At 55.2% G+C, this 25,131-nt stretch carries 19 protein-coding genes; 13 read left to right on the top strand and 6 right to left on the bottom strand.

Translation table 11 applies throughout. The features are described 5' to 3' along the window. Nucleotides 1-90: 90 nt before the first annotated feature. The gene (putA, locus tag HVX72_RS13115; RefSeq protein ID WP_181821535.1) at nucleotides 91-4,053 is read right to left on the bottom strand and encodes a trifunctional transcriptional regulator/proline dehydrogenase/L-glutamate gamma-semialdehyde dehydrogenase; all 3,963 of its coding nucleotides are present in this window, start codon (nucleotides 4,051-4,053) and stop codon (nucleotides 91-93) included. 397 nt (nucleotides 4,054-4,450) lie between these two features. Here putA and putP point away from each other — a divergent pair, with 397 nt between their 5' ends. The 5 genes from putP to phoH all read left to right on the top strand — a co-directional run bounded on the left by putP (nucleotide 4,451) and on the right by phoH (nucleotide 10,818). Further along, entirely contained in the window at nucleotides 4,451-5,959 is a 1,509-nt protein-coding gene (gene putP / locus HVX72_RS13110; protein WP_042287900.1) for a sodium/proline symporter PutP, read from the top strand. Nucleotides 5,960-6,212: 253 nt separating this feature from the next. Beyond that, complete coding sequence (gene efeU / locus HVX72_RS13105) at nucleotides 6,213-7,046, top strand: iron uptake transporter permease EfeU (protein ID WP_181821534.1); 834 nt, start codon at nucleotides 6,213-6,215, stop codon at nucleotides 7,044-7,046. 53 nt (nucleotides 7,047-7,099) lie between these two features. Beyond that, nucleotides 7,100-8,227, top strand: a complete 1,128-nt coding sequence (gene efeO, locus HVX72_RS13100) for an iron uptake system protein EfeO (RefSeq protein ID WP_181821533.1) — start codon at nucleotides 7,100-7,102, stop codon at nucleotides 8,225-8,227. Nucleotides 8,228-8,232: 5 nt separating this feature from the next. Continuing rightward, nucleotides 8,233-9,516, top strand: a complete 1,284-nt coding sequence (gene efeB, locus HVX72_RS13095; protein ID WP_181821532.1) for an iron uptake transporter deferrochelatase/peroxidase subunit — start codon at nucleotides 8,233-8,235, stop codon at nucleotides 9,514-9,516. 513 nt (nucleotides 9,517-10,029) lie between these two features. After that, complete coding sequence (gene phoH / locus HVX72_RS13090) at nucleotides 10,030-10,818, top strand: phosphate starvation-inducible protein PhoH (protein ID WP_042287889.1); 789 nt, start codon at nucleotides 10,030-10,032, stop codon at nucleotides 10,816-10,818. 68 nt (nucleotides 10,819-10,886) lie between these two features. Here phoH and znuB read toward each other — a convergent pair whose 3' ends face one another. Continuing rightward, nucleotides 10,887-11,672 carry a zinc ABC transporter permease subunit ZnuB gene (gene znuB / locus HVX72_RS13085; protein ID WP_042287886.1) on the bottom strand — a complete coding sequence of 262 codons (786 nt, stop codon included), beginning with the start codon at nucleotides 11,670-11,672 and terminating at the stop codon, nucleotides 10,887-10,889. Next, the gene (gene znuC, locus HVX72_RS13080) at nucleotides 11,669-12,424 is read right to left on the bottom strand and encodes a zinc ABC transporter ATP-binding protein ZnuC (RefSeq protein ID WP_042287883.1); all 756 of its coding nucleotides are present in this window, start codon (nucleotides 12,422-12,424) and stop codon (nucleotides 11,669-11,671) included. Before znuC ends, znuB begins: the two co-directional genes overlap by 4 nt. Nucleotides 12,425-12,502: 78 nt before the next feature. Between znuC and znuA the strand changes: the two genes are divergently transcribed. From znuA to lpxM, 3 genes are all read left to right on the top strand, one after another. Next, nucleotides 12,503-13,447 (top strand): zinc ABC transporter substrate-binding protein ZnuA, encoded by a 945-nt coding sequence (gene znuA / locus HVX72_RS13075; RefSeq protein WP_042288205.1) that lies wholly within the window; start codon nucleotides 12,503-12,505, stop codon nucleotides 13,445-13,447. A gap of 15 nt (nucleotides 13,448-13,462) precedes the next feature. Then, entirely contained in the window at nucleotides 13,463-14,785 is a 1,323-nt protein-coding gene (mepM, locus tag HVX72_RS13070; RefSeq protein ID WP_042287880.1) for a murein DD-endopeptidase MepM, read from the top strand. A 120-nt stretch (nucleotides 14,786-14,905) separates the two neighbouring features. Further along, complete coding sequence (lpxM, locus tag HVX72_RS13065) at nucleotides 14,906-15,877, top strand: lauroyl-Kdo(2)-lipid IV(A) myristoyltransferase (protein ID WP_042287878.1); 972 nt, start codon at nucleotides 14,906-14,908, stop codon at nucleotides 15,875-15,877. 106 nt (nucleotides 15,878-15,983) lie between these two features. Here the strand turns inward: lpxM and pyk are convergent, their stop codons facing one another. After that, nucleotides 15,984-17,426: a pyruvate kinase gene (gene pyk, locus HVX72_RS13060; protein ID WP_042287875.1), complete on the bottom strand. Its 1,443-nt coding sequence runs from the start codon at nucleotides 17,424-17,426 to the stop codon at nucleotides 15,984-15,986. Between the two features lie 124 nt (nucleotides 17,427-17,550). Then, on the bottom strand, nucleotides 17,551-18,420 hold the full coding sequence (locus HVX72_RS13055; RefSeq protein ID WP_042287873.1) for a MurR/RpiR family transcriptional regulator: 870 nt from the start codon (nucleotides 18,418-18,420) through the stop codon (nucleotides 17,551-17,553). 350 nt (nucleotides 18,421-18,770) lie between these two features. On the opposite strand from HVX72_RS13055, the gene zwf reads away from it, so the two are divergent. From zwf to kdgA, 3 genes are all read left to right on the top strand, one after another. Continuing rightward, nucleotides 18,771-20,246 carry a glucose-6-phosphate dehydrogenase gene (zwf, locus tag HVX72_RS13050; RefSeq protein ID WP_060569584.1) on the top strand — a complete coding sequence of 492 codons (1,476 nt, stop codon included), beginning with the start codon at nucleotides 18,771-18,773 and terminating at the stop codon, nucleotides 20,244-20,246. A gap of 234 nt (nucleotides 20,247-20,480) precedes the next feature. Beyond that, nucleotides 20,481-22,292 (top strand): phosphogluconate dehydratase, encoded by a 1,812-nt coding sequence (gene edd / locus HVX72_RS13045; RefSeq protein ID WP_181821531.1) that lies wholly within the window; start codon nucleotides 20,481-20,483, stop codon nucleotides 22,290-22,292. Nucleotides 22,293-22,327: 35 nt separating this feature from the next. Then, nucleotides 22,328-22,969, top strand: a complete 642-nt coding sequence (kdgA, locus tag HVX72_RS13040; protein ID WP_042287867.1) for a bifunctional 4-hydroxy-2-oxoglutarate aldolase/2-dehydro-3-deoxy-phosphogluconate aldolase — start codon at nucleotides 22,328-22,330, stop codon at nucleotides 22,967-22,969. A 54-nt stretch (nucleotides 22,970-23,023) separates the two neighbouring features. Here kdgA and purT read toward each other — a convergent pair whose 3' ends face one another. Further along, nucleotides 23,024-24,202 carry a formate-dependent phosphoribosylglycinamide formyltransferase gene (gene purT, locus HVX72_RS13035; RefSeq protein WP_181821530.1) on the bottom strand — a complete coding sequence of 393 codons (1,179 nt, stop codon included), beginning with the start codon at nucleotides 24,200-24,202 and terminating at the stop codon, nucleotides 23,024-23,026. A 131-nt stretch (nucleotides 24,203-24,333) separates the two neighbouring features. Between purT and yebG the strand changes: the two genes are divergently transcribed. Further along, the gene (gene yebG / locus HVX72_RS13030; RefSeq protein ID WP_042287862.1) at nucleotides 24,334-24,615 is read left to right on the top strand and encodes a DNA damage-inducible protein YebG; all 282 of its coding nucleotides are present in this window, start codon (nucleotides 24,334-24,336) and stop codon (nucleotides 24,613-24,615) included. Between the two features lie 72 nt (nucleotides 24,616-24,687). Further along, on the top strand, nucleotides 24,688-25,038 hold the full coding sequence (yebF, locus tag HVX72_RS13025; RefSeq protein ID WP_181821529.1) for a protein YebF: 351 nt from the start codon (nucleotides 24,688-24,690) through the stop codon (nucleotides 25,036-25,038). Nucleotides 25,039-25,131: the final 93 nt, after the last annotated feature.

The following is a 25,131-nucleotide window of genomic DNA, read 5'->3' as shown; positions in this document are numbered from 1 at the left end:
TATTAAAAAGCCGGATGCGCTGTGCATATCCGGCCTACGGTTGAGACATAGCCCCGGTAAGCGTAGCGCCACCGGGGGGATTCTACACGATTAACCGATTGTCATCAGGCTGGCGTTACCGCCTGCGGCGGCGGTATTCACGCTCAGCGACCGTTCGATATACAGCCGTTCCAGCAGAATATTGCTTTCGCCACGGGCAAAGCCCTGCACGGAGATAATCGCGCCTTCGCGGGCGGCGACCGCTTCACACAGTGCGCGAAGCTGATCGGAATCGCCATGGAAGATCACCGCGTCAAATGGCTGCGAAGTCAGGCTGTCGGCTTTCGCAAACTGAATACGGGCGGTAACCGCTGCGGGAAGCCGTTTTGCCAGCTCGCGGTGGAACGCATCGTCTGGCCACAGGATCAGACTGCCAACCGAGGTGACCGCCGCCAGTTGCGCCAGTGCGTCCTGTTCCTCATCGGCAATACATAATACCCGTTCGCGCGGCAGCAGCGTCCAGGTATTGCGCTCGCCGGTGGGACCCGGCAGCAGACGCTGTGTTCCCGCCTGCGCCAGTTCGCCAAATTGCTGGCAAAGCTGATGCAGCTCGGGGCGATCGCGCGCCCAGTCGCGTAGCGCCGTCAGCGGCTCCGTTAGCACGGCCTTAAGCTGAGCGTCAACCGGGTACTCCGCATCCTGACGCGCCAGGGTGATCGACAGCGCGTTTTCCGGACGGTGGGCCAGCAGGCGATACAGGTACAACGGTCCACCCGCTTTGGGGCCGGTGCCGGACAAGCCTTCGCCGCCGAACGGCTGAACCCCGACCACCGCGCCCACCATGTTACGGTTGACATACAGGTTGCCCACATGCGCTGAGCCGGTAACCTGGGCGATAGTTTCATCAATGCGAGTATGGACGCCCAGAGTCAGGCCATAGCCGGAAGCGTTAATCTGCTTAATCAAGGTCTCCAGGTTATTGCGGTTGTAACGCACCACGTGCAGTACCGGGCCGAAGACCTCTTTTTCCAGTTCGTCAAAACTTTCAAGCTCGATAAGCGTGGGCATCACAAAAGTACCGCTCTGCCACTCGCGGGCGTCATCGCTGTTTTCACGCACCGCCTGGAACACCGGACGGCCTTTTGCACGCATTGTCTGGATGTGACGTTCAATGTTGTTTTTTGCTTCTTCGTCAATCACCGGACCGATGTCCGTGGTCAGACGACCAGGGTTGCCCATCCGGCATTCGGCCATCGCGCCGCGCAGCATTTTCAACGTATGGTCAGCAATGTCATCCTGCAGGCATAGTACACGCAGTGCAGAACAGCGCTGACCGGCGCTGTCAAACGCCGAGGCCAGCACGTCGACGACCACCTGTTCGGTGAGCGCCGAGGAGTCCACGATCATCGCGTTCATGCCGCCGGTTTCGGCGATCAGCGGAACCGGGCGTCCCTGCGAGTCCAGTCGGGTGGCGAGAGTGCGTTGCAGCAGTGTCGCCACTTCCGTTGAGCCGGTAAACATCACGCCGCGCACGCGGCTGTCAGCGGTCAACGATGCCCCCACGGTTTCCCCGCGTCCTGGCAGCAGTTGTACCACGCCCGGCGGTACGCCCGCTTCCAACAGAATTGCGACGCCCTGGGCGGCAATCAGCGGGGTCTGCTCGGCGGGTTTCGCCAGCACGCTGTTGCCCGCGGCCAGCGCGGCGGCGATTTGTCCGGTGAAGATCGCCAACGGGAAGTTCCACGGGCTAATACAGACCACCGGACCCAGCGGACGGTGCGTTTCGTTGTCGAAATCATCGCGTACCTGACCGGCATAGTAATGCAGGAAGTCCACCGCTTCGCGGACCTCAGCGATCGCATTGCTGAACGTTTTCCCGGCTTCGCGCACCAGAATGCCAATTAAGTGCTGCATCTGGCCTTCCATCAGCACCGCGGCACGATGCAGGATCGCCGCGCGTTCTTCCGGCGGGGTCGCGAACCAGATGGGCGCGTTGTTAACCGCGCTTTGCAACGCCAGCTCCACTTCCGCCTCATTCGCTTCACGCACATAGCCGACGATGTCCTTCGGTTCGGCAGGGTTAATTACCGGGCGCATTTCCCCTTCAGCAACCGCATCTTCGAGCATCGGCTTCGCCTGCCATTTCTGCAATGCGCTGTTGAGCAGGGCAGAGGAGAGGGACGCCAGACGGTGTTCATTGGCGAGATCCAGACCGGCGGAGTTGTCGCGGCCTTTGCCATAGAGATCGCGCGGCAGCGGAATTTTCGGATGCGGCAACCCGGTTTGGCCTTCCTGCTGCGCCAGCTTCTCCACGGCTTCTACCGGATCGGCCACCAGCTCATCCAGCGGCAAGGTGGTGTCGGCAATGCGATTAACAAACGACGTATTCGCGCCGTTTTCCAGCAGACGACGCACCAGATACGCCAGCAGTGTTTCATGGGTGCCCACCGGGGCGTAAATGCGGCAAGGACGATTCAATTTGCCGTCGGCCACTTTTCCGGTGACCTGTTCATACAGGGGTTCGCCCATGCCATGCAGGCACTGGAACTCATACTGGCCCGGATAATAGTTCTGTCCCGCAAGCTGATAGATGGCCGCCAGCGTGTGGGCGTTATGCGTCGCAAACTGCGGGTAGATAAGATTAGGCACCGCCAGCAGCTTTTTCGCGCAGGCCAGGTAAGAAACATCGGTGTACACCTTACGGGTATAGACCGGATAGCCTTCCAGACCTTCCATCTGCGCGCGTTTGATCTCGCTGTCCCAGTAAGCGCCTTTCACCAGGCGGATCATCAGGCGACGGCGGCTGCGGGTGGCCAAATCGATCAGGTAATCAATCACAAACGGACAGCGCTTCTGGTAAGCCTGAATCACAAAGCCAATCCCGTTCCAGCCCGCCAGCTCTGGTTCAAAACACAGTTTTTCCAGCAGGTCTAAGGAGATTTCCAGACGGTCGGCTTCTTCTGCGTCAATATTGATCCCAATATCGTACTGACGCGCCAGCAGCGTCAGGGACTTCAGCCGCGGATAGAGTTCTTCCATCACCCGATCGTATTGCGCGCGGCTGTAGCGCGGGTGCAGGGCGGAGAGCTTGATGGAGATCCCCGGTCCTTCATAGATGCCGCGACCATTGGACGCTTTACCAATCGCGTGGATCGCCTGCTGGTAAGAAACCATATAAGCCTGCGCATCGGCAGCGGTCAACGCGGCTTCGCCGAGCATATCGTAAGAGTAGCGGAAACCTTTCTCCTCCAGCTTGCGGGCGTTCGCCAGGGCTTCGGCGATGGTTTCACCGGTCACGAACTGCTCGCCCATCAGACGCATCGCCATATCCACGCCTTTGCGGATCAACGGTTCGCCGCTTTTGCCGATTATGCGGTTCAGCGAGCGAGAAAGATTGGCTTCGTTATGGGTGGAAACCAGTTTGCCCGTGAACAGCAACCCCCAGGTGGCGGCGTTGACAAACAGCGACGGGCTACGACCAATGTGTGAATGCCAGTTTCCGTTGCTGATCTTGTCACGGATCAGGGCGTCACGCGTTGCTTTGTCCGGAATACGCAGTAGCGCTTCCGCCAGACACATTAGGGCCACGCCTTCCTGCGAAGAGAGGGAAAATTCCTGCAACAGTCCCTGAACCATCCCGGCGCGACCGCTGGCGGTTTTCTGGTTGCGCAGTTTATCCGCCAACTGATATGCCAGCTTGTGCGCTTGTTCGGCAACCGGCTGCGGCAAACGCGCTTGTTCCATCAGCATGGAAACGGCGTCGGTTTCTGAACGACGGTACGCTGCGGTAATGGCGGCGCGCGAAACCGACTGCGGCAGGATCTGCTCGGCAAATTCGAGGAACGGCTGATGGACGTCTTCCTGCGCGGCAGACGGTTCATCGCCTTCGTTTGCCGCGCCTGCCAGCAACGCCGGAAGCTCCGGTAACGCGTCTTCATTTTCCAGCTTTTCCAGATAATTAAAAATGGCCTGCTTGATCAGCCAGTGCGGGGTGCGATCAATGCGCGTGGCCGCCAGCTTAATACGTTCGCGCGTGGCGTCGTCCAGTTTAACCCCCATCGTGGTGGTTCCCATGCCGTCTGCTCCTGTTATTCGGTAATGTCCTGCGATTAGTTATCGAGAAATATCCACTATGTTGCAACTTTGTGCAACCACGTTAAATGTGACCTGCATAACAAGCTTAAAAATGAATGAATTGTTAATAAAAGAAAGCGCTATGACCGCAGCGAAAAGAATAACGGTATCTTTTTCTCTGCGGCACTTAACACTTTTAAAAGGTGCAACCGTAAAAAATGTGAGAGAGTGCAACCTGCAAGAAAATAGTATTCATCTGCAATAAAAATTGATGTAAATGGTGTGTTAAATCGATTGTGAATAACCCGCGCTTCCGGCAGGATACGGTCGCCTGGCAAATACAACATGCTCTGTCACGTTCCGGCAGAGCAATAAAACAGTAAAGTTTGGAGAATTTATGGCAATTAGCACACCGATGCTGGTGACATTCTGCGTATATATTTTTGGCATGATATTGATTGGCTTTATCGCCTGGCGTTCAACCAAGAACTTTGATGATTATATTTTGGGTGGTCGCAGCCTCGGCCCCTTCGTCACGGCGTTATCCGCAGGCGCTTCGGATATGAGCGGCTGGCTGCTGATGGGCTTACCTGGCGCGATTTTTCTTTCCGGTATTTCGGAAAGCTGGATTGCTATCGGTTTGACATTAGGCGCATGGATTAACTGGAAGCTGGTTGCCGGACGCCTGCGCGTACACACGGAATACAACAATAACGCCCTGACGCTGCCGGATTATTTCACCGGTCGCTTTGAAGATAAAAGCCGGATCCTGCGCATTATCTCCGCGCTCGTGATCCTGCTGTTCTTTACGATTTACTGCGCGTCCGGGATTGTGGCCGGCGCGCGTCTGTTTGAAAGCACATTTGGCATGAGCTATGAAACCGCTCTGTGGGCAGGCGCGGCGGCGACCATCCTGTACACCTTTATTGGCGGATTCCTGGCAGTAAGCTGGACCGACACTGTACAGGCCAGCCTGATGATTTTCGCACTGATCCTGACCCCGGTAATGGTGATTATCGGCGTTGGCGGCTTTGGCGAGTCGCTGGAAGTGATCAAGCAAAAGAGCATTGAAAATGTCGACATGCTTAAAGGACTGAATGTTGTGGCCATTATTTCCCTGATGGGCTGGGGGCTGGGCTACTTCGGTCAGCCGCATATTCTGGCGCGTTTTATGGCGGCGGATTCCCACCACAGTATCGTCCACGCACGGCGCATCAGTATGGCCTGGATGATCCTCTGCCTGGCAGGAGCGGTAGCGGTCGGCTTCTTTGGCATCGCATACTTTACTAACAATCCGGCGCTGGCTGGTGCGGTGGATCAAAATGCTGAGCGAGTGTTCATTGAGCTGGCGCAAATCCTGTTTAATCCGTGGATTGCCGGTATTCTGCTGTCCGCGATTCTGGCGGCGGTGATGTCCACGCTCAGCTGCCAACTGTTGGTCTGTTCCAGCGCGATTACGGAAGATTTGTACAAGGCGTTTCTACGCAAAGGGGCAAGTCAGCAGGAACTGGTGTGGGTCGGGCGCGTGATGGTGTTGGTGGTGGCGCTGGTGGCGATCGCCCTGGCTGCCAATCCGGACAACCGCGTGTTGGGTCTGGTGAGCTACGCCTGGGCCGGTTTTGGCGCCGCGTTTGGTCCGGTCGTGCTGTTCTCCGTCTTGTGGCCGCGAATGACCCGCAACGGCGCGCTGGCGGGGATGATTATCGGCGCAGCCACCGTTATCGTCTGGAAACACTTTGGCTGGCTGGATCTGTACGAAATCATTCCTGGCTTTATCTTTGGCAGTATCGGGATAGTTATCTTCAGTCTGCTGGGGAAAGCGCCGTCGTCTGCCATGCTACAACGCTTCGCTGAGGCGGATGCGCACTATCACTCTGCGCCGCCGTCGCGTTTGCAGGAAAATTAATCGTTAGACATTCTTTGCCGCGAGACCTTCTGCAGGTTCCGCCCAACGACTTTCCAGGCCCGCTCAATGCGGGCCTTTTTATCCCCCCCATTTACCCAACGGCACGTATTCTTACCTCGCTAAGTGTTTACATTCAGACATCATTCTCATGACATTCCGCTTGAATTTTTATTTTGCGTAATGATAATCACTATCACTCTAATTTACTTTTCTTTGCATTAATTGACTGACAATAACGTTAAGGGTGCCCGGCATGTTTGTTCCGTTTCTGATTATGTTGCGTGAAGGGCTGGAAGCCGCGCTGATTGTCAGCCTGATAGCCAGTTACCTGAAGCGAACCCAGCGGGGGCGTTGGATCCGCACAATGTGGGTTGGGGTTATTCTCGCCGCCGCGCTTTGTCTTGGGCTTGGGATCGTGATTAACGAGACGACCGGCGAGTTTCCACAAAAAGAGCAGGAACTGTTCGAGGGGATAGTGGCGGTGATTGCGGTCGCGATCCTCACCTGGATGGTGTTCTGGATGCGGAGAGTATCGCGCAACGTCAAGGTGGCGCTTGAACAGGCGGTGGACAATGCGCTGCAACGCGGCAATCACCAGGGCTGGGCGCTGATCCTGATGGTCTTTTTTGCAGTAGCGAGGGAAGGGCTGGAGTCGGTCTTTTTTCTGCTGGCCGCGTTTCAACAGGACGTGGGTCTCTGGCCGCCGGTAGGGGCGCTGCTGGGGCTGGCCACTGCCGTGATCCTGGGTTTCTTACTTTATTGGGGCGGCATTCGTCTGAATCTGGCAGCCTTCTTTAAATGGACCAGCCTGTTCATTTTACTGGTGGCGGCAGGTCTGGCGGCGGGCGCGATCCGCGCCTTCCACGAGGCGGGGCTGTGGAATCACTTCCAGGATGTTGCGTTTGATATAAGCGCCGTTCTGTCGACACATTCATTGTTTGGCACCCTGATGGAAGGCATTTTTGGTTACCAGGAAGCGCCAAGTGTTAGCGAGGTGGCGGTCTGGTTTATCTACCTGATACCGGCGCTGGTGCTGTTTGTATTGCCGCCGCGTACAGGCGCAACCGCGTCAGGCATCACGCCATAAGGCAGTGCGACGCAAATTTTTAATTAGTTACAACATACTTTAAAGGGATGGTCATGACGAAAAACTTCCGCATGAGTGCGCTGCTGCCTGGCATGGCCGCGCTTTTCGCTTCCACCTTGCCGGCGCATGCCGCCGACGTGCCGCAAGTGAATGTGACGGTAACCGATAAACGGTGCGAGCCGATGACGCTTACGGTGAACGCCGGTAAGACACAATTTATCATTCGAAACCACAGTCAGAAAGCGCTGGAATGGGAAATCCTTAAAGGGGTGATGGTGGTTGAGGAGCGCGAAAATATCGCGCCCGGTTTCAGCCAGAAAATGACCGCTAATCTGCAGCCGGGCGAATATGAAATGACCTGCGGCCTGCTGACCAATCCCAAAGGGAAGCTGGTTGTTAAAGGCGCCGCTAGCGTTGAAGGGGCGCAAAGCGACGCGCTGTTACGTCTGAGCGACGCCATTAGCGAATACAAAGCCTTTGTCACCGCCGAAATCGCGCAACTGGTGTCCGGGACAAAAGCCTTTACCGATGCGGTGAAGGTAGGCGACATGAATAAAGCGAAGTCGCTGTATGCGCCGACGCGGCAACATTATGAACGTATTGAACCGATTGCCGAACTGTTCTCCGATCTCGACGGCAGCATTGATGCCCGCGAAGACGACTACGAACAGAAAGCCGCTGACCCGAAATTCACCGGTTTTCACCGTCTGGAAAAGGCACTGTTCAGCGACAATAGCAATAAAGGTATGGCGCAATACGCCGACAGGCTGTATACGGACGTGCAGGATCTGCAAAAACGCATCAGTGAACTTGCGTTCCCGCCGTCCAAAGTGGTGGGTGGGGCTGCGGCGCTGATTGAAGAAGTGGCCGCCACCAAAATCAGTGGCGAAGAAGAACGCTACAGCCGCACCGATCTGTGGGATTTCCAGGCCAACGTTGATGGCGCGCAGAAAATTGTCAACCTGTTGCGTCCGCAGTTGCAGGATGCAAACGCCGAACTGCTGGCAAAGGTGGATGCTAACTTTAAAAAAGTCGATACCATCCTCGCGAAATACCGCACCCCGGACGGTTTTGAAACCTACGACAAGCTGACCGGGGCTGACCGTAACGCCCTGAAGGGACCAATTACCGCGCTTGCGGAAGATCTCGCGCTGCTACGCGGCGTACTGGGACTGGATTAACCGCGATGCAGGACGATGACAAAATCGGCGTGAGCGAGCCGTCACGCCGACGTTTACTGAAAGGGATGGGCGCTCTTGGCGGCACACTGGCGCTGGCCGGCGGATGTCCGGTCGCTCATGCGCAAAAAACGCGCAGCACCCCGGGGACGTTAGCGCCGGATGCCCGCAACGAGAGGCAGCCGTTTTATGGTGCGCATCAGGCCGGGATCCTGACGCCACAGCAGGCGTCGATGATGCTGGTGGCTTTTGACGTCCTGGCGAGTGAAAGGGCCCATCTCGAACGTTTGTTCCGTCTGCTGACAAAGCGCATTGCCTTTCTGACTCACGGCGGTCCTGCGCCGGATACGCCTAACCCCCGTCTGCCGCCAATGGACTCGGGCATTCTTGGGGCCTACATTGCTCCGGATAACCTCACCATGACCTTGTCGGCGGGTTATTCGCTGTTTGATGCGCGTTTCGGCTTGCAGCCACACATGCCGACATCGCTACAAAAGATGACCCGTTTCCCCAATGACTCGCTGGACGCCGCGCTGTGTCATGGCGATTTGCTGTTGCAGATTTGCGCCAATACTCAGGATACGGTGATACATGCCCTGCGCGATATCATCAAGCACACGCCGGATCTGCTGAGCATTCGCTGGAAGCGGGAAGGGTTTATATCCGACCACGCGGCGCGGAGCAAAGGGAAAGAGACGCCTGTCAATTTGCTGGGTTTCAAGGACGGTACGGCAAACCCGGACAGCCGCGATGACAAACTTATGCAGGCGGTGGTATGGATTACCTCAGATCAAAATGAACCTGCGTGGGCGATTGGCGGCACGTATCAGGCGGTGCGTCTGATTCAGTTCCGCGTAGAGTTCTGGGACCGGACGCCGCTTAAAGAGCAGCAGACAATTTTTGGTCGCGACAAGCAGACGGGAGCGCCGCTGGGAATGCGGCACGAGCATGACGTGCCCGACTATGCCAGCGATCCGGACGGGAATGTGATTGCGCTGGACAGCCATATACGTCTTGCCAATCCACGCACGCCGGAAACCCACTCCAGTCTGATGATGCGCCGTGGCTACAGCTATTCCCTCGGGGTGACGCCTTCCGGTCAACTTGATATGGGACTCTTGTTTGTCTGCTATCAGCACGATCTCGAAAAAGGTTTTCTGGCAGTGCAAAAGCGTCTGAATGGGGAAGCGCTGGAGGAGTACATAAAGCCGATTGGTGGAGGCTACTTCTTTGTTTTTCCTGGCGTGAAGGTTCCGGATCATTATCTTGGCCAGTCGCTCCTTGAAGCCTGATACTGTCACCCTGTCCACGGACAGGGCTGACGGCGCGGCTTAAAAAAATAGTTTTTTTGTATGATCCGATTTTTGAAATAATTTTGTAATATGCTTGTAAGAGACTGTTGCCAACATCAAAAGTGAATTCAGTTAATATTATGTAAATATATTGTTGCAATATTACTAAATTCTGATGTACTTAAAAGTAAGAGCGGTAGTTCCCGGCGGTGATGAACATTCACTATGGAGATCGCGGATGGTAAGGTCCTGTACTGGACAGCTTGTTGAACATCAATGCACTCTCTTTCGCGGACGTCTTTCATCCGGTTGCCCCCTCGTCACCGCTAAATTTCTCTCCCCCCTCCTTTTACGATGTCATACGGACGCCATTGTCGGTGCGCGTAGCCGTGCGTGGCGTCTTTTCGAAAGGCAAGTCATGGCTTACAAGGAAGCCAACCCTCAGATGTTTGTGCGCATAATCGCGCTGCCAACGGCGCGTGTGATGAATACCAACAACTCAAGGTGCTATCCATGGGAAGACAAAAAGCAGTGATCAAAGCTCGTCGTGAGGCAAAACGTGTGCTGAGACGGGACTCGCGCAGTCATAAACAGCGTGAAGAAGAATCGGTCACCTCGCTTGTGCAGATGAGTGGCGTAGAAGCGATCGGCATGGCGCGCGACAGTCGCGACACCACGCCAATCAAGGCGCGTAATGACGCTCAGTCGCAGTACCTGAATGCTATCGAGAGTAAACAACTGATTTTCGCCACGGGCGAAGCCGGGTGCGGTAAAACCTGGATCAGCGCGGCAAAAGCAGCAGAGGCCCTGATACATAAGGATGTTGACAGGATCATCGTAACCCGTCCAGTTCTGCAGGCCGACGAAGATCTCGGCTTCTTACCTGGGGATGTAGCGGAGAAGTTTGCCCCGTATTTCCGGCCTGTTTACGACGTGCTGGTTAAACGGCTCGGGGCATCCTTTATGCAATATTGCCTGCGACCTGAAATCGGTAAGGTAGAAATCGCGCCGTTCGCCTATATGCGCGGACGTACATTTGAAAATGCGGTGGTCATACTCGACGAGGCTCAGAATGTCACTGCTGCGCAAATGAAAATGTTTTTAACTCGCCTCGGGGAGAACGTGACGGTCATTGTGAATGGGGATATCACCCAATGCGATTTACCCGCGCACGTTCAGTCTGGATTAAGCGATGCGCTGGCGCGCTTCAGTGAAGATGAAATGGTCGGCATTGTCCGCTTTGGCAAAGAGGATTGTGTGCGCTCGGCGCTGTGCCAGCGAACACTCAATGCTTACAGTTGAAAAAGTACGTTGTGTTCAGAGCCCGGTGAAACCGGGCTTTGTTTTTCATCGCATGCGACGTGCGCATATCAGTTCGCCTGCTTTTTCATCATGCTGAGGATAAAAAGCAGCGCGGCGCATAACACCACTGACGGACCGGCGGGAGTATCGTAGAGCGCGGAGAAGGTCAGGCCGCCTGTCACCGCGATCATGCCTGCTACCACTGCTACCGCGGCCATTTGTTCCGGCGTACGGGCAAACCGTCGCGCGGTGGCGGCGGGAATAATCAACAAGGAGGTAATAATCAGCGCACCCACGAACTTCATCGCCACGCCGATGGTTAGCGCGGTGACCAGCATCAGCAGCAGCTTCACGCGCTGCAACTTCACGCCATCGACGAACGCCAGGTCGGGACTGATGGTCATCGACAATAAATTCCGCCACTGCCAGCCGAGGATCCCCAACACAATCACCACGCCAATGGCGATGGAAAGCAAATCCTCCGGCGTCACGGCCAGCAGGTCGCCAAACAGATAAGCCATCAGATCAACGCGAATATTTGACATCAGACTGACCACCACCAGGCCAAGCGACAACGCGCTGTGGGCCATAATGCCAAGCAGTGTGTCGATGGCGAGGTGAGGGCGTTTTTCCAGCCACACCAGGCCTGCCGCCAGCATCAGGGTTACAACAATAACCGCGTAGAACGGATTAACATTCAGCAGAAGCCCGAAGGCCACGCCCAACAGCGACGCGTGGGCCAGCGTATCGCCGAAATAGGACATCCGGCGCCAGACAACAAACGAACCTAACGGGCCAGCCGCACAAGCCAGCATGATCCCGGCCAGCCAGCCGGGCAATAACAATTCAATCATGAGTGACCATTTCCCCGGCGCAGCACAATACGACCCTGTAAGTCGTGGCGATGATTATGGTGATGACGGTAAATCCCTAACTGTTCAGCGCCACGTGGGCCAAACATCGAGATAAATTCCGGGTGCATGGAAACGATTTCAGGCGTTCCTGAACAGCAGATGTGGTGGTTAAGGCACAGCACTTCGTCGGTTTTCGCCATCACCAGATGCAGGTCATGGGAGACCATCAGCACTGCGCAATCCAATTCACGACGCAATTGGTCGATAAGATCGTACAGCGCGACCTGACCATTGACATCCACGCCTTGTGTCGGCTCGTCCAGCACCAAAAGCTGCGGCTGGTTCAGCAACGCGCGGGCCAGCAGTACGCGCTGGGTTTCGCCGCCGGACAGCTTTTGCATCGGCGCGTCGATAAGATGGCCTGCCTGCACGCGCTTCAGCGCTGGCAGGATATCTTCTTTGCGGGTCGCGGGACGCAGGCGTAAAAAACGATTGACCGTGAGCGGCAAGGTGGTGTCGAGATATAATTTTTGTGGGACGTAACCGATACGCAATTTTCCGTTGCGCTTGATCACCCCTTCGTCCGGCGCTACCAGACCGAGCACAACCCGGACCAGGGTCGACTTACCGGCGCCGTTAGGCCCAAGAAGCGTTAAAATTTTGCCGGGTCTGAGCTCGAGCGACACGTCAGAGAGCACGCGGCGCTGCCCGAAAGAGACCGAGACATTTTCCAGTGATACCAAAGTCGTCATGTCAATTTTAGTCTTGCAGATGTCGTGGAATGTTATAATATCACAATTCACACAAACGTTACGATGATTGGTCGCATTATGTTACATAAAAATACGCTTCTTTTCGCTGCATTATCCGCCGCTCTTTGGGGTGGTGCAACCCAGGCTGCAAACGCCGCCGTTGTTGCCTCGCTTAAGCCAGTAGGTTTTATCGCGTCGGCGATTGCCGACGGCGTGACGGAGACGGAGGTATTACTTCCGGACGGGGCATCCGAGCATGATTATTCACTGCGTCCATCGGATGTAAAACGCTTACAGGGCGCGGACTTAGTCGTCTGGATTGGTCCGGAAATGGAAGCGTTCATGGAAAAACCGGTGAGTAAAATCCCGCAGGCGAAACAGGTAACGATTGCGCACCTGAATGACGTGAAACCGTTGCTCATGAAAGGCGCGGATGACGACGAGGATGAACACGATCATGACGCTGCGCACGGTGAAAAAGGTGATGCGCATCACCATCATGGCGAGTACAACATGCATCTTTGGCTTTCCCCAGAGATAGCGCGGTCTACAGCGGTTGCAATCCATGAAAAATTAGTGGAACTTATGCCGCAAAGTCGAGCCAAACTTGACGCCAACCTGAAAGATTTTGAGGCACAATTAGCCGCAACCGATAAGCAGGTCGGTAACGAGCTGGCACCGCTCAAGGGTAAAGGTTATTTTGTTTTTCATGACGCCTATGGCTATTACGAAAAACACTACGGGCTGACTCCGCTGGGTCACTTTACCGTAAACCCTGAGATACAACCTGGTGCGCAGCGTTTACATGAAATACGAACACAGTTGGTTGAGCAAAAAGCAACCTGCGTTTTTGCTGAGCCGCAGTTCAGGCCAGCGGTCGTCGAAGCCGTTGCGAGAGGGACATCCGTTCGAATGGGAACGCTGGATCCGCTCGGGACGAATATCAAACTGGGTAAAACGAGCTATTCCGCGTTCTTAAGCCAATTAGCGAACCAGTATGCGAGCTGCCTGAAAGGAGATTAATGAGGAAGTGAATACGTGCAACAGATAGCCCGCTCTGTCGCTCTGGCATTTAATAATCTGCCAAGACCCCATCGCGTTATGCTGGGGTCACTTACCGTTCTTACGTTGGCCGTCGCTGTATGGCGGCCCTATGTTTACCACCCCGATTCCGCCCCCATCGTTAAAACCATCGAACTGGAAAAAAGCGAAATTCGTTCTCTGCTTCCTGAGGCCAGCGAGCCTATCGATCAGGCTGCGCAGGAAGATGAAGCCATTCCGCAGGATGAGCTGGACGATAAAATTTCGAGCGAAGCGGGCGTTCATGAATATGTTGTCTCCACTGGCGATACGCTGAGCAGTATCCTGAATCAGTACGGCATTGATATGAGCGATATCACTCAGCTTGCCGCGTCGGATAAAGAACTGCGTAACCTGAAAATCGGTCAGCAGCTTTCGTGGACGCTGACAGCCGATGGCGATTTACAGCGCCTGACCTGGGAAATGTCGCGTCGTGAAACCCGTACCTATGATCGGACGGCGGCAAACGGTTTTAAAATGACGGCGGAAACGCAACAGGGCGACTGGGTCAACAGCCTGCTGAAAGGCACCGTCGGCGGCAGCTTTGTCGCCAGCGCCAGAAACGCCGGGTTGACCAGTTCAGAAATCAGCGCGGTTATTAAAGCTATGCAGTGGCAGATGGACTTCCGCAAGCTGAAGAAAGGCGATGAGTTTGCGGTGCTGATGTCGCGTGAAATGCTTGACGGCAAGCGTGAACAGAGCCAACTGCTGGGCGTGCGTCTGCGTTCTGCGGGCAAGGATTATTATGCGATCCGCGCTGAAGACGGAAAGTTCTACGACCGCAACGGTACCGGCCTGGCGAAAGGCTTCCTGCGTTTCCCGACGGCCAAACAGTTCCGCGTCTCCTCTAACTTTAATCCGCGTCGTACTAACCCGGTTACGGGACGCGTTGCGCCGCACCGTGGCGTTGATTTCGCCATGCCGCAGGGTACGCCAGTGCTTTCTGTCGGTGACGGCGAAGTGGTCGTGGCGAAGCGCAGCGGCGCGGCGGGTTACTATGTGGCGGTGCGTCATGGTCGTACCTATACCACTCGCTATATGCACCTGCGTAAACTGCTGGTTAAACCTGGGCAGAAAGTGAAACGTGGCGATCGTATCGCGCTTTCCGGTAATACCGGACGCTCTACGGGGCCGCATCTGCACTATGAAGTGTGGATTAACCAGCAGGCGGTGAACCCTCTGACGGCGAAACTGCCGCGTACGGAAGGGCTGACCGGTAAAGATCGTACGGATTACCTGGCGCAGGTGAAAGAAGTTCTGCCACAGTTACGTTTCGATTAACCCCTACGCGCAGAAAGCCGGTACGCAATGGTGTGCCGGCTTTTTTATTTTGTGCGCGGCAGGGTGCGCCGCTACACTATCATCAGATTTATTGTTTGCGTCATCAGGCACTGGACGAGCATGGAAACAAAAAAAAATAATATTGAGTACATCCCTGAATTTGAAAAATCCTTTCGCCATCCCCGTTACTGGGGCGCCTGGTTGGGCGTCGCGGCAATGGCGGGCATCGCCTTAACGCCAGCCTCTTTTCGCGACCCGCTGCTCGCAAAGCTGGGGCGTTTTGCCGGACGCATGGGCAAAAGCTCGCGTCGTCGTGCGCTGATCAATTTATCGTTGTGCTTTCCCGAACGAAGCGAAGCGCAACGCGAGGCCATTGTTGATGAGATGTTCGCCACCGCGCCGCAGGCGATGGCAATGATGGCGGAGCTGGCGATACGCGGCCCTGAAAAAATACAGTCACGCGTTGACTGGGAAGGGCTGGAGATCATCGACGAGATGCGTCGTAATGACGAAAAGGTGATATTTCTGGTGCCGCACGGCTGGGGTGTGGATATTCCGGCGATGCTGATGGCTTCGCAGGGGCAGAAAATGGCGGCGATGTTCCATAACCAGGGAAATCCGGTGTTTGATTATGTCTGGAACACGGTGCGTCGTCGTTTCGGCGGTCGTCTCCATGCGCGTAACGACGGCATCAAGCCGTTTATACAGTCGGTGCGCCAGGGTTACTGGGGCTACTACCTTCCCGATCAGGATCACGGTCCGGAACACAGCGAGTTTGTGGATTTCTTTGCAACGTACAAAGCGACGCTGCCAGCGATTGGCCGCCTGATGAAAGTGTGCCGCGCGCGCGTCATCCCCCTGTTCCCGGTCTATGACGGTAAAACCCATCGCCTGACTATTCAGGTTCGCCCGCCGATGGACGATCTGTTGACCGCTGACGACAACACTATTGCCCGTCGGATGAACGAGGAAGTGGAAATCTTTGTCGGCCCGCACCCTGAGCAATATACCTGGATCCTGAAGCTGCTGAAAACACGCAAGCCGGGTGAAATCCAGCCATACAAGCGCAAAGAGCTGTATCCCATCAAATAAAAAAAACCTCTCGTCAGAGAGGTTTTTTTACTCACAGCAGAGGACGGCGGCTTCATCTGCCCATGCCTGTACGGGCATGGGCCGGAGAAACCGGGCAAACATCACGTTACTCTACGGTCAGAATGCGTGTGGTATTGGTAGATCCGATGGTGCTCATCACATCACCCTGGGTCACGATCACCAGATCGCCGGAGACCAGATAGCCTTTGTCGCGCAGCAGGTTTACCGCTTCGCTTGCAGCCACCACACCGTCAGCCGCGCTGTCAAAATGTACCGGCGTAACGCCACGATACAGAGACGTCAGGTTCAGCGTGCGCTCATGGCGGGACATGGCGAAGATCGGCAGACCGGAACTGATGCGAGAGGTCATCAGCGCGGTACGACCAGACTCGGTCATGGTGATGATCGCAGTCACGCCCTTCAGATGGTTCGCGGCGTACATGGCGGACATTGCAATGGCCTCTTCCACGTTGTCGAACTGAACGTCCAGACGGTGTTTAGAGACGTTGATGCTCGGGATTTTTTCCGCGCCGAGGCATACGCGCGCCATTGCGGCGACGGTTTCCGCCGGGTACTGGCCTGCGGCTGTTTCTGCTGACAGCATGACCGCATCGGTCCCATCCAGCACGGCGTTAGCCACGTCCATAACTTCCGCACGGGTAGGCATAGGGTTGGTGATCATCGACTCCATCATCTGGGTGGCGGTAATCACCGCGCGGTTCAGCTGACGCGCGCGACGAATCAGTGCTTTCTGAATACCGACCAGCTCCGGGTCGCCAATCTCAACGCCGAGGTCGCCACGGGCAACCATCACCACATCGGAGGCCAGAATGATGTCATCCATCGCGTTCTGATCGCACACCGCTTCAGCACGTTCCACTTTGGCAACGATTTTCGCATCACAGCCCGCGTCACGCGCCAGGCGACGCGCGTAGTTCAGATCTTCGCCGCAGCGCGGGAAGGAGACGGCGAGATAATCAACGCCGATCAGCGCGGCAGTAACGATATCCGCTTTGTCTTTTTCGGTCAGCGCTTCCGCAGACAGACCGCCGCCCAGCTTGTTTATGCCTTTATTATTGGAAAGCGGTCCACCGACGGTTACCTCGGTGAACACTTTCATGCCCTGAACTTCCAGCACTTTCAACTGAACGCGTCCGTCGTCGAGCAGCAGAATGTCGCCAGGCACGACGTCTGCCGGCAGACCTTTATAATCGATGCCGACTTTCTCTTTGTCGCCTTCGCCTTTGCCGAGGTTGGCGTCTAACAGGAATTTATCGCCGATGTTGAGGAAAACCTTGCCTTCTTTGAAGGTTGAAACACGAATTTTTGGCCCCTGGAGGTCTCCCAGAATCGCCACGTGGCGTCCCAGTTTGGCGGCAATCTCACGAACTTTATCCGCGCGCATTTTATGATCTTCTGGCGAGCCGTGAGAGAAATTCATGCGCACCACGTTGGCGCCCGCGGCGATAATCTTCTCAAGATTGTTATCGCGGTCAGTAGCCGGGCCTAAGGTGGTGACGATCTTGGTTCTGCGAAGCCTTCTGGACATGTAATACTCCGTTAACTAAAACAACTTGGTGTTGCGTGAATATTGATCCGGCGGTTCTGAAAACCTTTACATAGCATAGCGAACAAAACCGGATGACGAAAAAAGGTCGTACTTATTATTGCTGTTAGCGGTTATCACTCTTGATGAGTAATTCTTTATCAAAACGCGATTCCTTAAGCGCTTCCTTGACACGCTTCAAGTTATCTCTGAATTTTGCCCCACGACGCAAAGTAAATCCTGTTGCCAGCACATCTATCACGGTCAACTGCGCAAGTCGAGAGACCATGGGCATATAAATGTCAGTATCTTCCGGTACATCCAGGGTAATCGCCAGCGTGGCTTCTCGGGCCAGCGGCGTACCGGCGGAGGTGAGAGCAATGACCATCGCATCGTTTTCGCGCGCCAGTTGCGCCAGCTCAACCAGACTTTTGGTTCGCCCGGTGTGAGAGATCAGTACGACCACATCATCGTCGCTACAATTCATACAGCTCATCCGTTGCAGCACGATATCGTCCGAATAGATCACCGGGACGTTGAAGCGGAAAAACTTATTCATCGCGTCATGAGCGACGGCGGCAGAGGAACCGAGGCCGAAAAAAGCGATTTTTTTCGCCTGGGTGAGGAGATCTACCGCGCGGTTAACCGCCGACTTGTCCAGTGACTGGCGAACGTGATCGAGGCTTGCCATCGCGGATTCAAAAATTTTTCCCGTATATGACTCTACGCTGTCATCTTCATCGACATTGCGATTTACATACGGGGTACCATTTGCCAGACTTTGCGCCAGATGCAGTTTAAAATCCGGAAACCCCCGGGTCTCCATACTGCGGCAGAAGCGGTTGACGGTAGGTTCGCTGACGTTGGCTTCCTGAGCAAGGGTCGCGATACTGCAGTGAATCGCCCGTTCTGGCGAGGCAAGAATAACATCGGCGACTTTGCGTTCAGATTTGCTTAAATGTTCCAGTTGAGACTGGATTTTTTCCAGCATATTCATGATGTAAACTCAAGGATATGACGATTTCAGTAATACAGGAAATCGAGCGGCGATTTTGGTAGATAGTACCCCTGCTGGCCCATGAAGGGGGGAAAATGGTCAGTATAGTTGTTGTTTTTTTTCATAACATGATCAGCATCTTATTTTGTCCTGATGTCATGCTTACAAAAACGACACCCCTTTTTACACGATCGCGCCACTCAACAACAAAACGGCGCGACGATCGCCAACCGCACGGGTGGTTAACCGTTTACGGTTTCAGGATTCACGTAAAAGCAGTACAGTGCACTGTAATAAAATTACAAGTAATGCCTGGCAACGCACCAGGATAGCTAACTAAGGAGAATGACATGGCGGTAACGCAAACAGCCCAGGCCTGTGACCTGGTCATTTTCGGCGCGAAAGGCGACCTTGCGCGTCGTAAATTGCTGCCTTCCCTGTATCAGTTGGAAAAAGCCGGTCAGATCAACCCGGAGACCCGCATTATCGGGGTAGGGCGCGCGGACTGGGATAAAGAAGCCTATACCCGGGTTGTTCGTGAAGCCCTCGAAACCTTCATGAAAGAGAAGATCGACGAAAGTTTATGGGATACCCTGAGCGGTCGTCTGGATTTTTGCAATCTGGACGTCAATGACACCGCGGCGTTTACCCGTCTGGGCGACATGCTGGACCAGAAAAACCGTACCACCATTAACTACTTCGCTATGCCGCCAAGCACCTTTGGCGCGATTTGCAAAGGTCTGGGCGAAGCCAAACTGAATGCCAAACCGGCGCGCGTGGTGATGGAAAAACCGCTGGGAACATCGCTGGCGACATCGCGCGAGATCAACGATCAGGTTGGCGAGTATTTTGAAGAGTGCCAGGTTTACCGTATTGACCACTATCTGGGGAAAGAGACGGTTTTAAACCTGCTGGCGTTGCGTTTTGCCAACTCGCTGTTCGTCAACAACTGGGATAACCGCACGATTGATCATGTGGAAATTACCGTTGCCGAGGAAGTGGGGATCGAAGGCCGCTGGGGCTACTTTGACCAGGCAGGCCAGATGCGCGATATGATCCAGAACCATCTGTTGCAAATCCTGTGCATGATTGCGATGTCTCCGCCGTCCGATCTCACCGCAGACAGTATTCGTGACGAAAAAGTGAAGGTGTTAAAGTCGCTGCGTCGCATTGATCGTTCCAACGTGCGTGAAAAAACGGTCCGCGGCCAGTACACCACCGGCTTTGCACAGGGTAAAAAAGTACCGGGTTATCTGGAAGAAGAAGGCGCGAACAAGAGCAGTAACACTGAAACGTTTGTGGCGATTCGCGTGGACATCGACAACTGGCGCTGGGCGGGCGTGCCGTTCTACTTGCGTACCGGCAAGCGTTTGCCCACCAAATGCTCCGAGGTGGTGGTGTACTTCAAGACGCCTGAACTCAACCTGTTCAAAGAGTCATGGCAGGATCTGCCGCAGAACAAACTGACCATCCGTCTGCAGCCGGATGAAGGGGTGGATATTCAGGTATTGAACAAGGTGCCGGGCCTCGATCACAAGCACAACCTGCAAATTACCAAGCTCGATCTGAGCTACTCCGAAACCTTCAATCAGACGCATCTGGCGGACGCTTACGAGCGGTTGCTGCTGGAAACCATGCGCGGCATTCAGGCGCTGTTCGTGCGTCGCGACGAAGTGGAAGAAGCATGGAAGTGGGTGGACTCTATTACCGAAGCATGGGCAATGGACAATGACGCGCCGAAACCGTATCAGGCCGGGACCTGGGGACCTGTCGCCTCGGTGGCGATGATCACCCGCGACGGGCGTTCCTGGAATGAATTCGAGTAAAAGCGCCCCTGCTACTAAGGTGTTATTTTACCGGTAACATGATCTAACACAGATTGTAGAACAATTTTTGCACTTTTAAGCCTCGCGTGGATTCACCCGCGGGGCTTTTTTTATTACACTGCCTGAAACGATTTTGCCCCTGAGCTACTGCTTGCCAGCGTTTACCGGGTCCCGGGACCCATTGATGAATGTTGCAAAACCGGTCGCTCTGACAAATAAATTTCAGGAGCCGTTATGAATCCGAATTTGTTACGCGTAACACAGCGCATTATTGAACGTTCTCGCGAGACCCGTTCTGCCTACCTCGCTCGTATCGAGCAGGCCAAATCTTCAACCGTTCACCGCTCGCAGCTGGCGTGCGGCAACCTGGCGCATGGCTTTGCCGCCTGCCAGCCGGAAGATAAAGCCTCCCTGAAAAGCATGTTGCGTAACAATATCGCGATCATCACCTCCTACAACGACATGCTCTCGGCGCATCAGCCTTATGAACACTATCCGGAAATTATTCGTAAAGCGCTGCACTCGGCGAATGCGGTCGGACAGGTGGCGGGCGGCGTTCCGGCAATGTGTGATGGCGTAACGCAGGGGCAGGACGGTATGGAACTTTCCCTGCTGAGCCGTGAAGTGATCGCGATGTCGGCGGCGGTTGGACTGTCGCACAACATGTTTGACGGTGCGCTGTTCCTCGGCGTGTGCGACAAAATTGTGCCGGGTCTGGTGATGGCTGCGCTGTCGTTTGGTCACCTGCCGTCAATCTTTATCCCATCAGGCCCGATGGCCAGTGGTTTAGCGAATAAAGAAAAGGTGCGTATTCGTCAGCTGTACGCTGAAGGGAAAGTGGATCGGATGGCGCTGCTGGAGTCGGAAGCGGCCTCTTACCATGCGCCAGGCACCTGTACCTTCTACGGAACGGCCAACACCAACCAGATGGTGGTGGAATTTATGGGCATGCAGCTGCCGGGATCCTCTTTTGTGCATCCGGATGCGCCGCTGCGTGAAGCGCTGACCGTGGCGGCGGCGCGTCAGGTGACGCGTCTGACCGGCAACGGCAACGACTGGATGCCGATCGGTAAAATGATCGATGAAAAAGTGGTGGTAAACGGGATTGTCGCGCTGCTGGCAACCGGAGGTTCCACCAACCACACAATGCACCTGGTGGCAATGGCGCGTGCGGCGGGCATTCAGATTAACTGGGATGACTTCTCGGACCTGTCGGACGTCGTGCCGCTGATGGCGCGCCTGTACCCGAACGGTCCGGCAGACATTAACCACTTCCAGGCGGCGGGTGGCGTACCGGTGCTGATGCGCGAACTGCTGAATGCGGGCCTGCTGCATGAAGACGTCAATACCGTGGCGGGCTTCGGTCTGAAGCGCTACACCCTGGAACCGTGGCTGAATAACGGCGAGCTTGACTGGCGTGATGGCGCACAGAAATCACTGGACAACAATGTCATTGCCGCTTTTGATCAGCCGTTTTCCCATCACGGTGGAACGAAGGTACTGAGCGGGAATTTGGGTCGCGCAGTCATGAAAACGTCTGCGGTGCCGGTTGAGAATCAGATTATCGAAGCCCCCGCCGTGGTCTTCGAAAGCCAACATGACGTTTTACCGGCCTTTGAAGCAGGTCTGCTGAACAAAGATTGCGTCGTGGTTGTCCGTCATCAGGGACCAAAGGCGAACGGAATGCCAGAATTACATAAACTCATGCCGCCACTTGGTGTATTATTGGACCGCTGTTTCAAAATTGCGTTAGTTACCGATGGACGGCTTTCGGGTGCTTCAGGTAAAGTGCCTTCAGCCATACATGTTACCCCGGAAGCCTACGACGGCGGCCTGCTGGCGAAAGTGCGCGATGGCGACCTTATTCGGGTGAACGGACAGACAGGGGAATTAACGCTGCTGGTTGATGACGCGGAACTTGCCGCCCGCCAGCCTCACATTCCGGATCTGAGCGCTTCGCGTATCGGTACCGGTCGTGAGATGTTTAGCGCGCTGCGTGAAAAACTTTCCGGCGCGGAGCAGGGCGCAACCTGTATCACTTTTTAAGACTCATTTTGTAATCAGGCGAGAGAAAAACTCTGATGAAAAACTGGAAAACAAGTGCAGAAGCAATCCTGACCACCGGCCCGGTTGTCCCGGTGATCGTGGTGAATAAACTGGAACACGCTGTGCCGATGGCAAAAGCGTTAGTTGCCGGTGGTGTGCGCGTACTGGAAGTCACGTTACGTACCGCCTGTGCGATGGATGCTATCCGCGCTATCGCCAAAGAGGTGCCGGAAGCCATTGTCGGCGCGGGTACCGTACTCAACCCGCAGCAACTGGCGGACGTCACTGCTGCCGGCGCGCAGTTCGCCATCAGCCCGGGTCTGACCGAGCCGTTACTGAAAGCGGCAACGGAAGGTACGATCCCGCTTATTCCGGGGATCAGCACGGTTTCTGAACTGATGCTGGGAATGGACTACGGCCTGAAAGAGTTTAAATTCTTCCCGGCGGAAGCCAACGGCGGCACCAAAGCGCTGCAGGCGATTGCGGGTCCGTTCTCACAGGTACGTTTCTGCCCGACCGGCGGCATTTCTCCGGCCAACTACCGTGATTACCTGGCGCTGAAAAGCGTGCTGTGTATCGGCGGTTCCTGGCTGGTGCCGAACGATGCGCTGGAAGCGGGTGACTACGACCGTATTACCCGCCTGGCGCGCGAAGCAGTAGAAGGCGCGAAGCAGTAATTAGCGGTTATGTCGTTTATCAGGCCTACGCGCGGCTGTAGGCCTGATGGCGATTCAACCTTTGACAATCACCTGACGGGCCGCGTCTTTTGCGCTCATCACTGCCGCGTCAACGTTTTCTCCTGTCGCCAGGACGACCCCCAGACGACGGCTTCCATCGATTTCCGGCTTACCGAATAAGCGTATCTGCAAGCCTGCGCCAACCGCATTCTGCACCTGGTCAAACGTGACGTTCTGGCTGGACAATGACGGTAAAATCACCGCTGAAGCTGACGGCCCGTACTGGCGGATAGCGCCCACCGGCAGACCGAGAAAGGCGCGTACGTGAAGGGCAAACTCGGACAGATCCTGCGAAATCAGTGTCACCATTCCGGTGTCGTGTGGACGAGGGGAAACTTCGCTAAAAATGACCTCATCGCCGCAGACAAACAGCTCAACGCCAAACAGCCCGTGGCCGCCTAACGCCAGCACCACTTTACGTGCAATCTCCTGGGCGCGTTCGAGCGCCAGCGCGCTCATCTGCTGCGGCTGCCAGGATTCACGGTAGTCGCCATCTTCCTGACGATGGCCCACCGGCGCGCAGAAATGCACGCCGTCGACGGCGCTAACGGTCAACAGGGTAATTTCGAAGTCGAAATTCACCACGCCTTCCACTATCACTCGCCCGGCCCCCGCGCGACCGCCTTGCTGCGCATACGCCCAGGCCTGGGCCAATTGTTCTTCGGAACGGATAAAACTTTGTCCTTTGCCGGAGGAGCTCATCACCGGTTTCACAATGCAGGGATAGCCAATTTCGCTGACGGCCTCACGAAAGCTGGCTTCGCTGTCGGCAAAACGGAAAGGGGACGTGGGCAGCGCCAGCGCCTCCGCCGCCAGGCGGCGAATACCTTCACGGTTCATCGTCAGTTGTGTCGCGCGGGCGCAGGGGACAACGTTCAGACCCTCCTGCTCCAGTTGTACCAGCATGTCAGTGGCGATAGCTTCGATTTCCGGTACGATAAAATGCGGTTTCTCCTGTTCAACCACACGTCGCAGGGCGTTCCCGTCCAGCATATTGATGACGTGGGAACGGTGCGCGACATGCATCGCTGGCGCGTCGGCATAGCGATCGACCGCGATAACCTCAATGCCGAGGCGCTGGCACTCTATCGCCACTTCTTTACCCAGCTCGCCGGAACCTAACAACATCACCCGAGTGGCTGCCGGACGCAGCGCTGTACCTAATAACGTCATACAAATATCCCCCGATAAAATTGGCCGCAGTATATACGAAAACGTTTGCGTCTGTCTTTATTACCAGGTTGATTTCAGGCCGCAAATGGAATATACTGTATATAAATACAGTAATATTGAGAGGCTGCAAAATGGCGGTTGAAGTTAAATACGTAGTCATTCGTGAAGGTGAGGAAAAAATGTCATTTACCAGCAAAAAGGAAGCCGATGCGTATGACAAGATGCTGGACACGGCGGATCTGCTTGACACCTGGCTTGAACAGTCGCCGTTAGCGCTGGAAGACGAACAGCGTGAAGCGCTTTCCCTGTGGCTGGCAGAACAGAAAGATGTCCTGAGCACTATTCTCAGAACCGGCAAATTGCCATCGCCGCAGGTGGTTGAGTCCGCGGAAGACGACACCCAGGCCGCCTGAGTCTGACTTGCGCTCCTGCCGTTTTGTACCATGCTTTTTTCTGAGTCAACGCAATGGGCTATGGAGAAAAACATGAACAAAACGGGCGCGCTGCTGAGCCTGCTGCTGGTTGCCAGCGCATCGGCGTATGCAGCCAGTACAGACAGCAAAACGGTCAAATTTCCTCAGTGTGAAGGGCTGGATGCCGCGGGCATTGCGGCGAGCGTTAAACGCGATTATCAACAAAATCGTATTGCGCGCTGGCCTGACGATCAAAAGCATGTTGGTCAGGCCGATCCTGTTGCCTGGGTTAACCCGAAAGAAATTACCGGCCAGGATGGAAAATGGCAGGTGCCGCTGACCGTACGCGGCAAAAGCGCGGATATACACTATAACGTCAGCGTCGATTGCAAAGCCGGCAAGGCGGAGTATCAGCCGCAGTAACGTCATAATTTGCGCATCTTTTGCAGGAAAATACATTTCCTGACATCCCCTCGGGTACGATTTGAAGATTCATTGTCAGTACTTGAGGGGCAA

The sequence above is a fragment of the Citrobacter sp. RHB21-C05 genome (genome assembly GCF_013889015.1).
GTDB lineage: Bacteria > Pseudomonadota > Gammaproteobacteria > Enterobacterales > Enterobacteriaceae > Citrobacter_A > Citrobacter_A sedlakii.
The sequence above is the reverse complement of the archived record's forward strand: the minus strand, read 5'-3'. Positions and strand labels throughout refer to the sequence as shown.

Excerpts from the sequence above, each read along its gene's own strand:
- putA (WP_181821535.1), bottom strand. The coding sequence starts at position 4,053 with ATGGGAACCACCACGATGGGGGTTAAACTGGACGACGCCACGCGCGAA.
- putP (WP_042287900.1), top strand. The coding sequence starts at position 4,451 with ATGGCAATTAGCACACCGATGCTGGTGACATTCTGCGTATATATTTTT.
- efeU (WP_181821534.1), top strand. The coding sequence starts at position 6,213 with ATGTTTGTTCCGTTTCTGATTATGTTGCGTGAAGGGCTGGAAGCCGCG.
- efeO (WP_181821533.1), top strand. The coding sequence starts at position 7,100 with ATGACGAAAAACTTCCGCATGAGTGCGCTGCTGCCTGGCATGGCCGCG.
- efeB (WP_181821532.1), top strand. The coding sequence starts at position 8,233 with ATGCAGGACGATGACAAAATCGGCGTGAGCGAGCCGTCACGCCGACGT.
- phoH (WP_042287889.1), top strand. The coding sequence starts at position 10,030 with ATGGGAAGACAAAAAGCAGTGATCAAAGCTCGTCGTGAGGCAAAACGT.
- znuB (WP_042287886.1), bottom strand. The coding sequence starts at position 11,672 with ATGATTGAATTGTTATTGCCCGGCTGGCTGGCCGGGATCATGCTGGCT.
- znuC (WP_042287883.1), bottom strand. The coding sequence starts at position 12,424 with ATGACGACTTTGGTATCACTGGAAAATGTCTCGGTCTCTTTCGGGCAG.
- znuA (WP_042288205.1), top strand. The coding sequence starts at position 12,503 with ATGTTACATAAAAATACGCTTCTTTTCGCTGCATTATCCGCCGCTCTT.
- lpxM (WP_042287878.1), top strand. The coding sequence starts at position 14,906 with ATGGAAACAAAAAAAAATAATATTGAGTACATCCCTGAATTTGAAAAA.
- pyk (WP_042287875.1), bottom strand. The coding sequence starts at position 17,426 with ATGTCCAGAAGGCTTCGCAGAACCAAGATCGTCACCACCTTAGGCCCG.
- HVX72_RS13055 (WP_042287873.1), bottom strand. The coding sequence starts at position 18,420 with ATGAATATGCTGGAAAAAATCCAGTCTCAACTGGAACATTTAAGCAAA.
- zwf (WP_060569584.1), top strand. The coding sequence starts at position 18,771 with ATGGCGGTAACGCAAACAGCCCAGGCCTGTGACCTGGTCATTTTCGGC.
- edd (WP_181821531.1), top strand. The coding sequence starts at position 20,481 with ATGAATCCGAATTTGTTACGCGTAACACAGCGCATTATTGAACGTTCT.
- kdgA (WP_042287867.1), top strand. The coding sequence starts at position 22,328 with ATGAAAAACTGGAAAACAAGTGCAGAAGCAATCCTGACCACCGGCCCG.
- purT (WP_181821530.1), bottom strand. The coding sequence starts at position 24,202 with ATGACGTTATTAGGTACAGCGCTGCGTCCGGCAGCCACTCGGGTGATG.
- yebG (WP_042287862.1), top strand. The coding sequence starts at position 24,334 with ATGGCGGTTGAAGTTAAATACGTAGTCATTCGTGAAGGTGAGGAAAAA.
- yebF (WP_181821529.1), top strand. The coding sequence starts at position 24,688 with ATGAACAAAACGGGCGCGCTGCTGAGCCTGCTGCTGGTTGCCAGCGCA.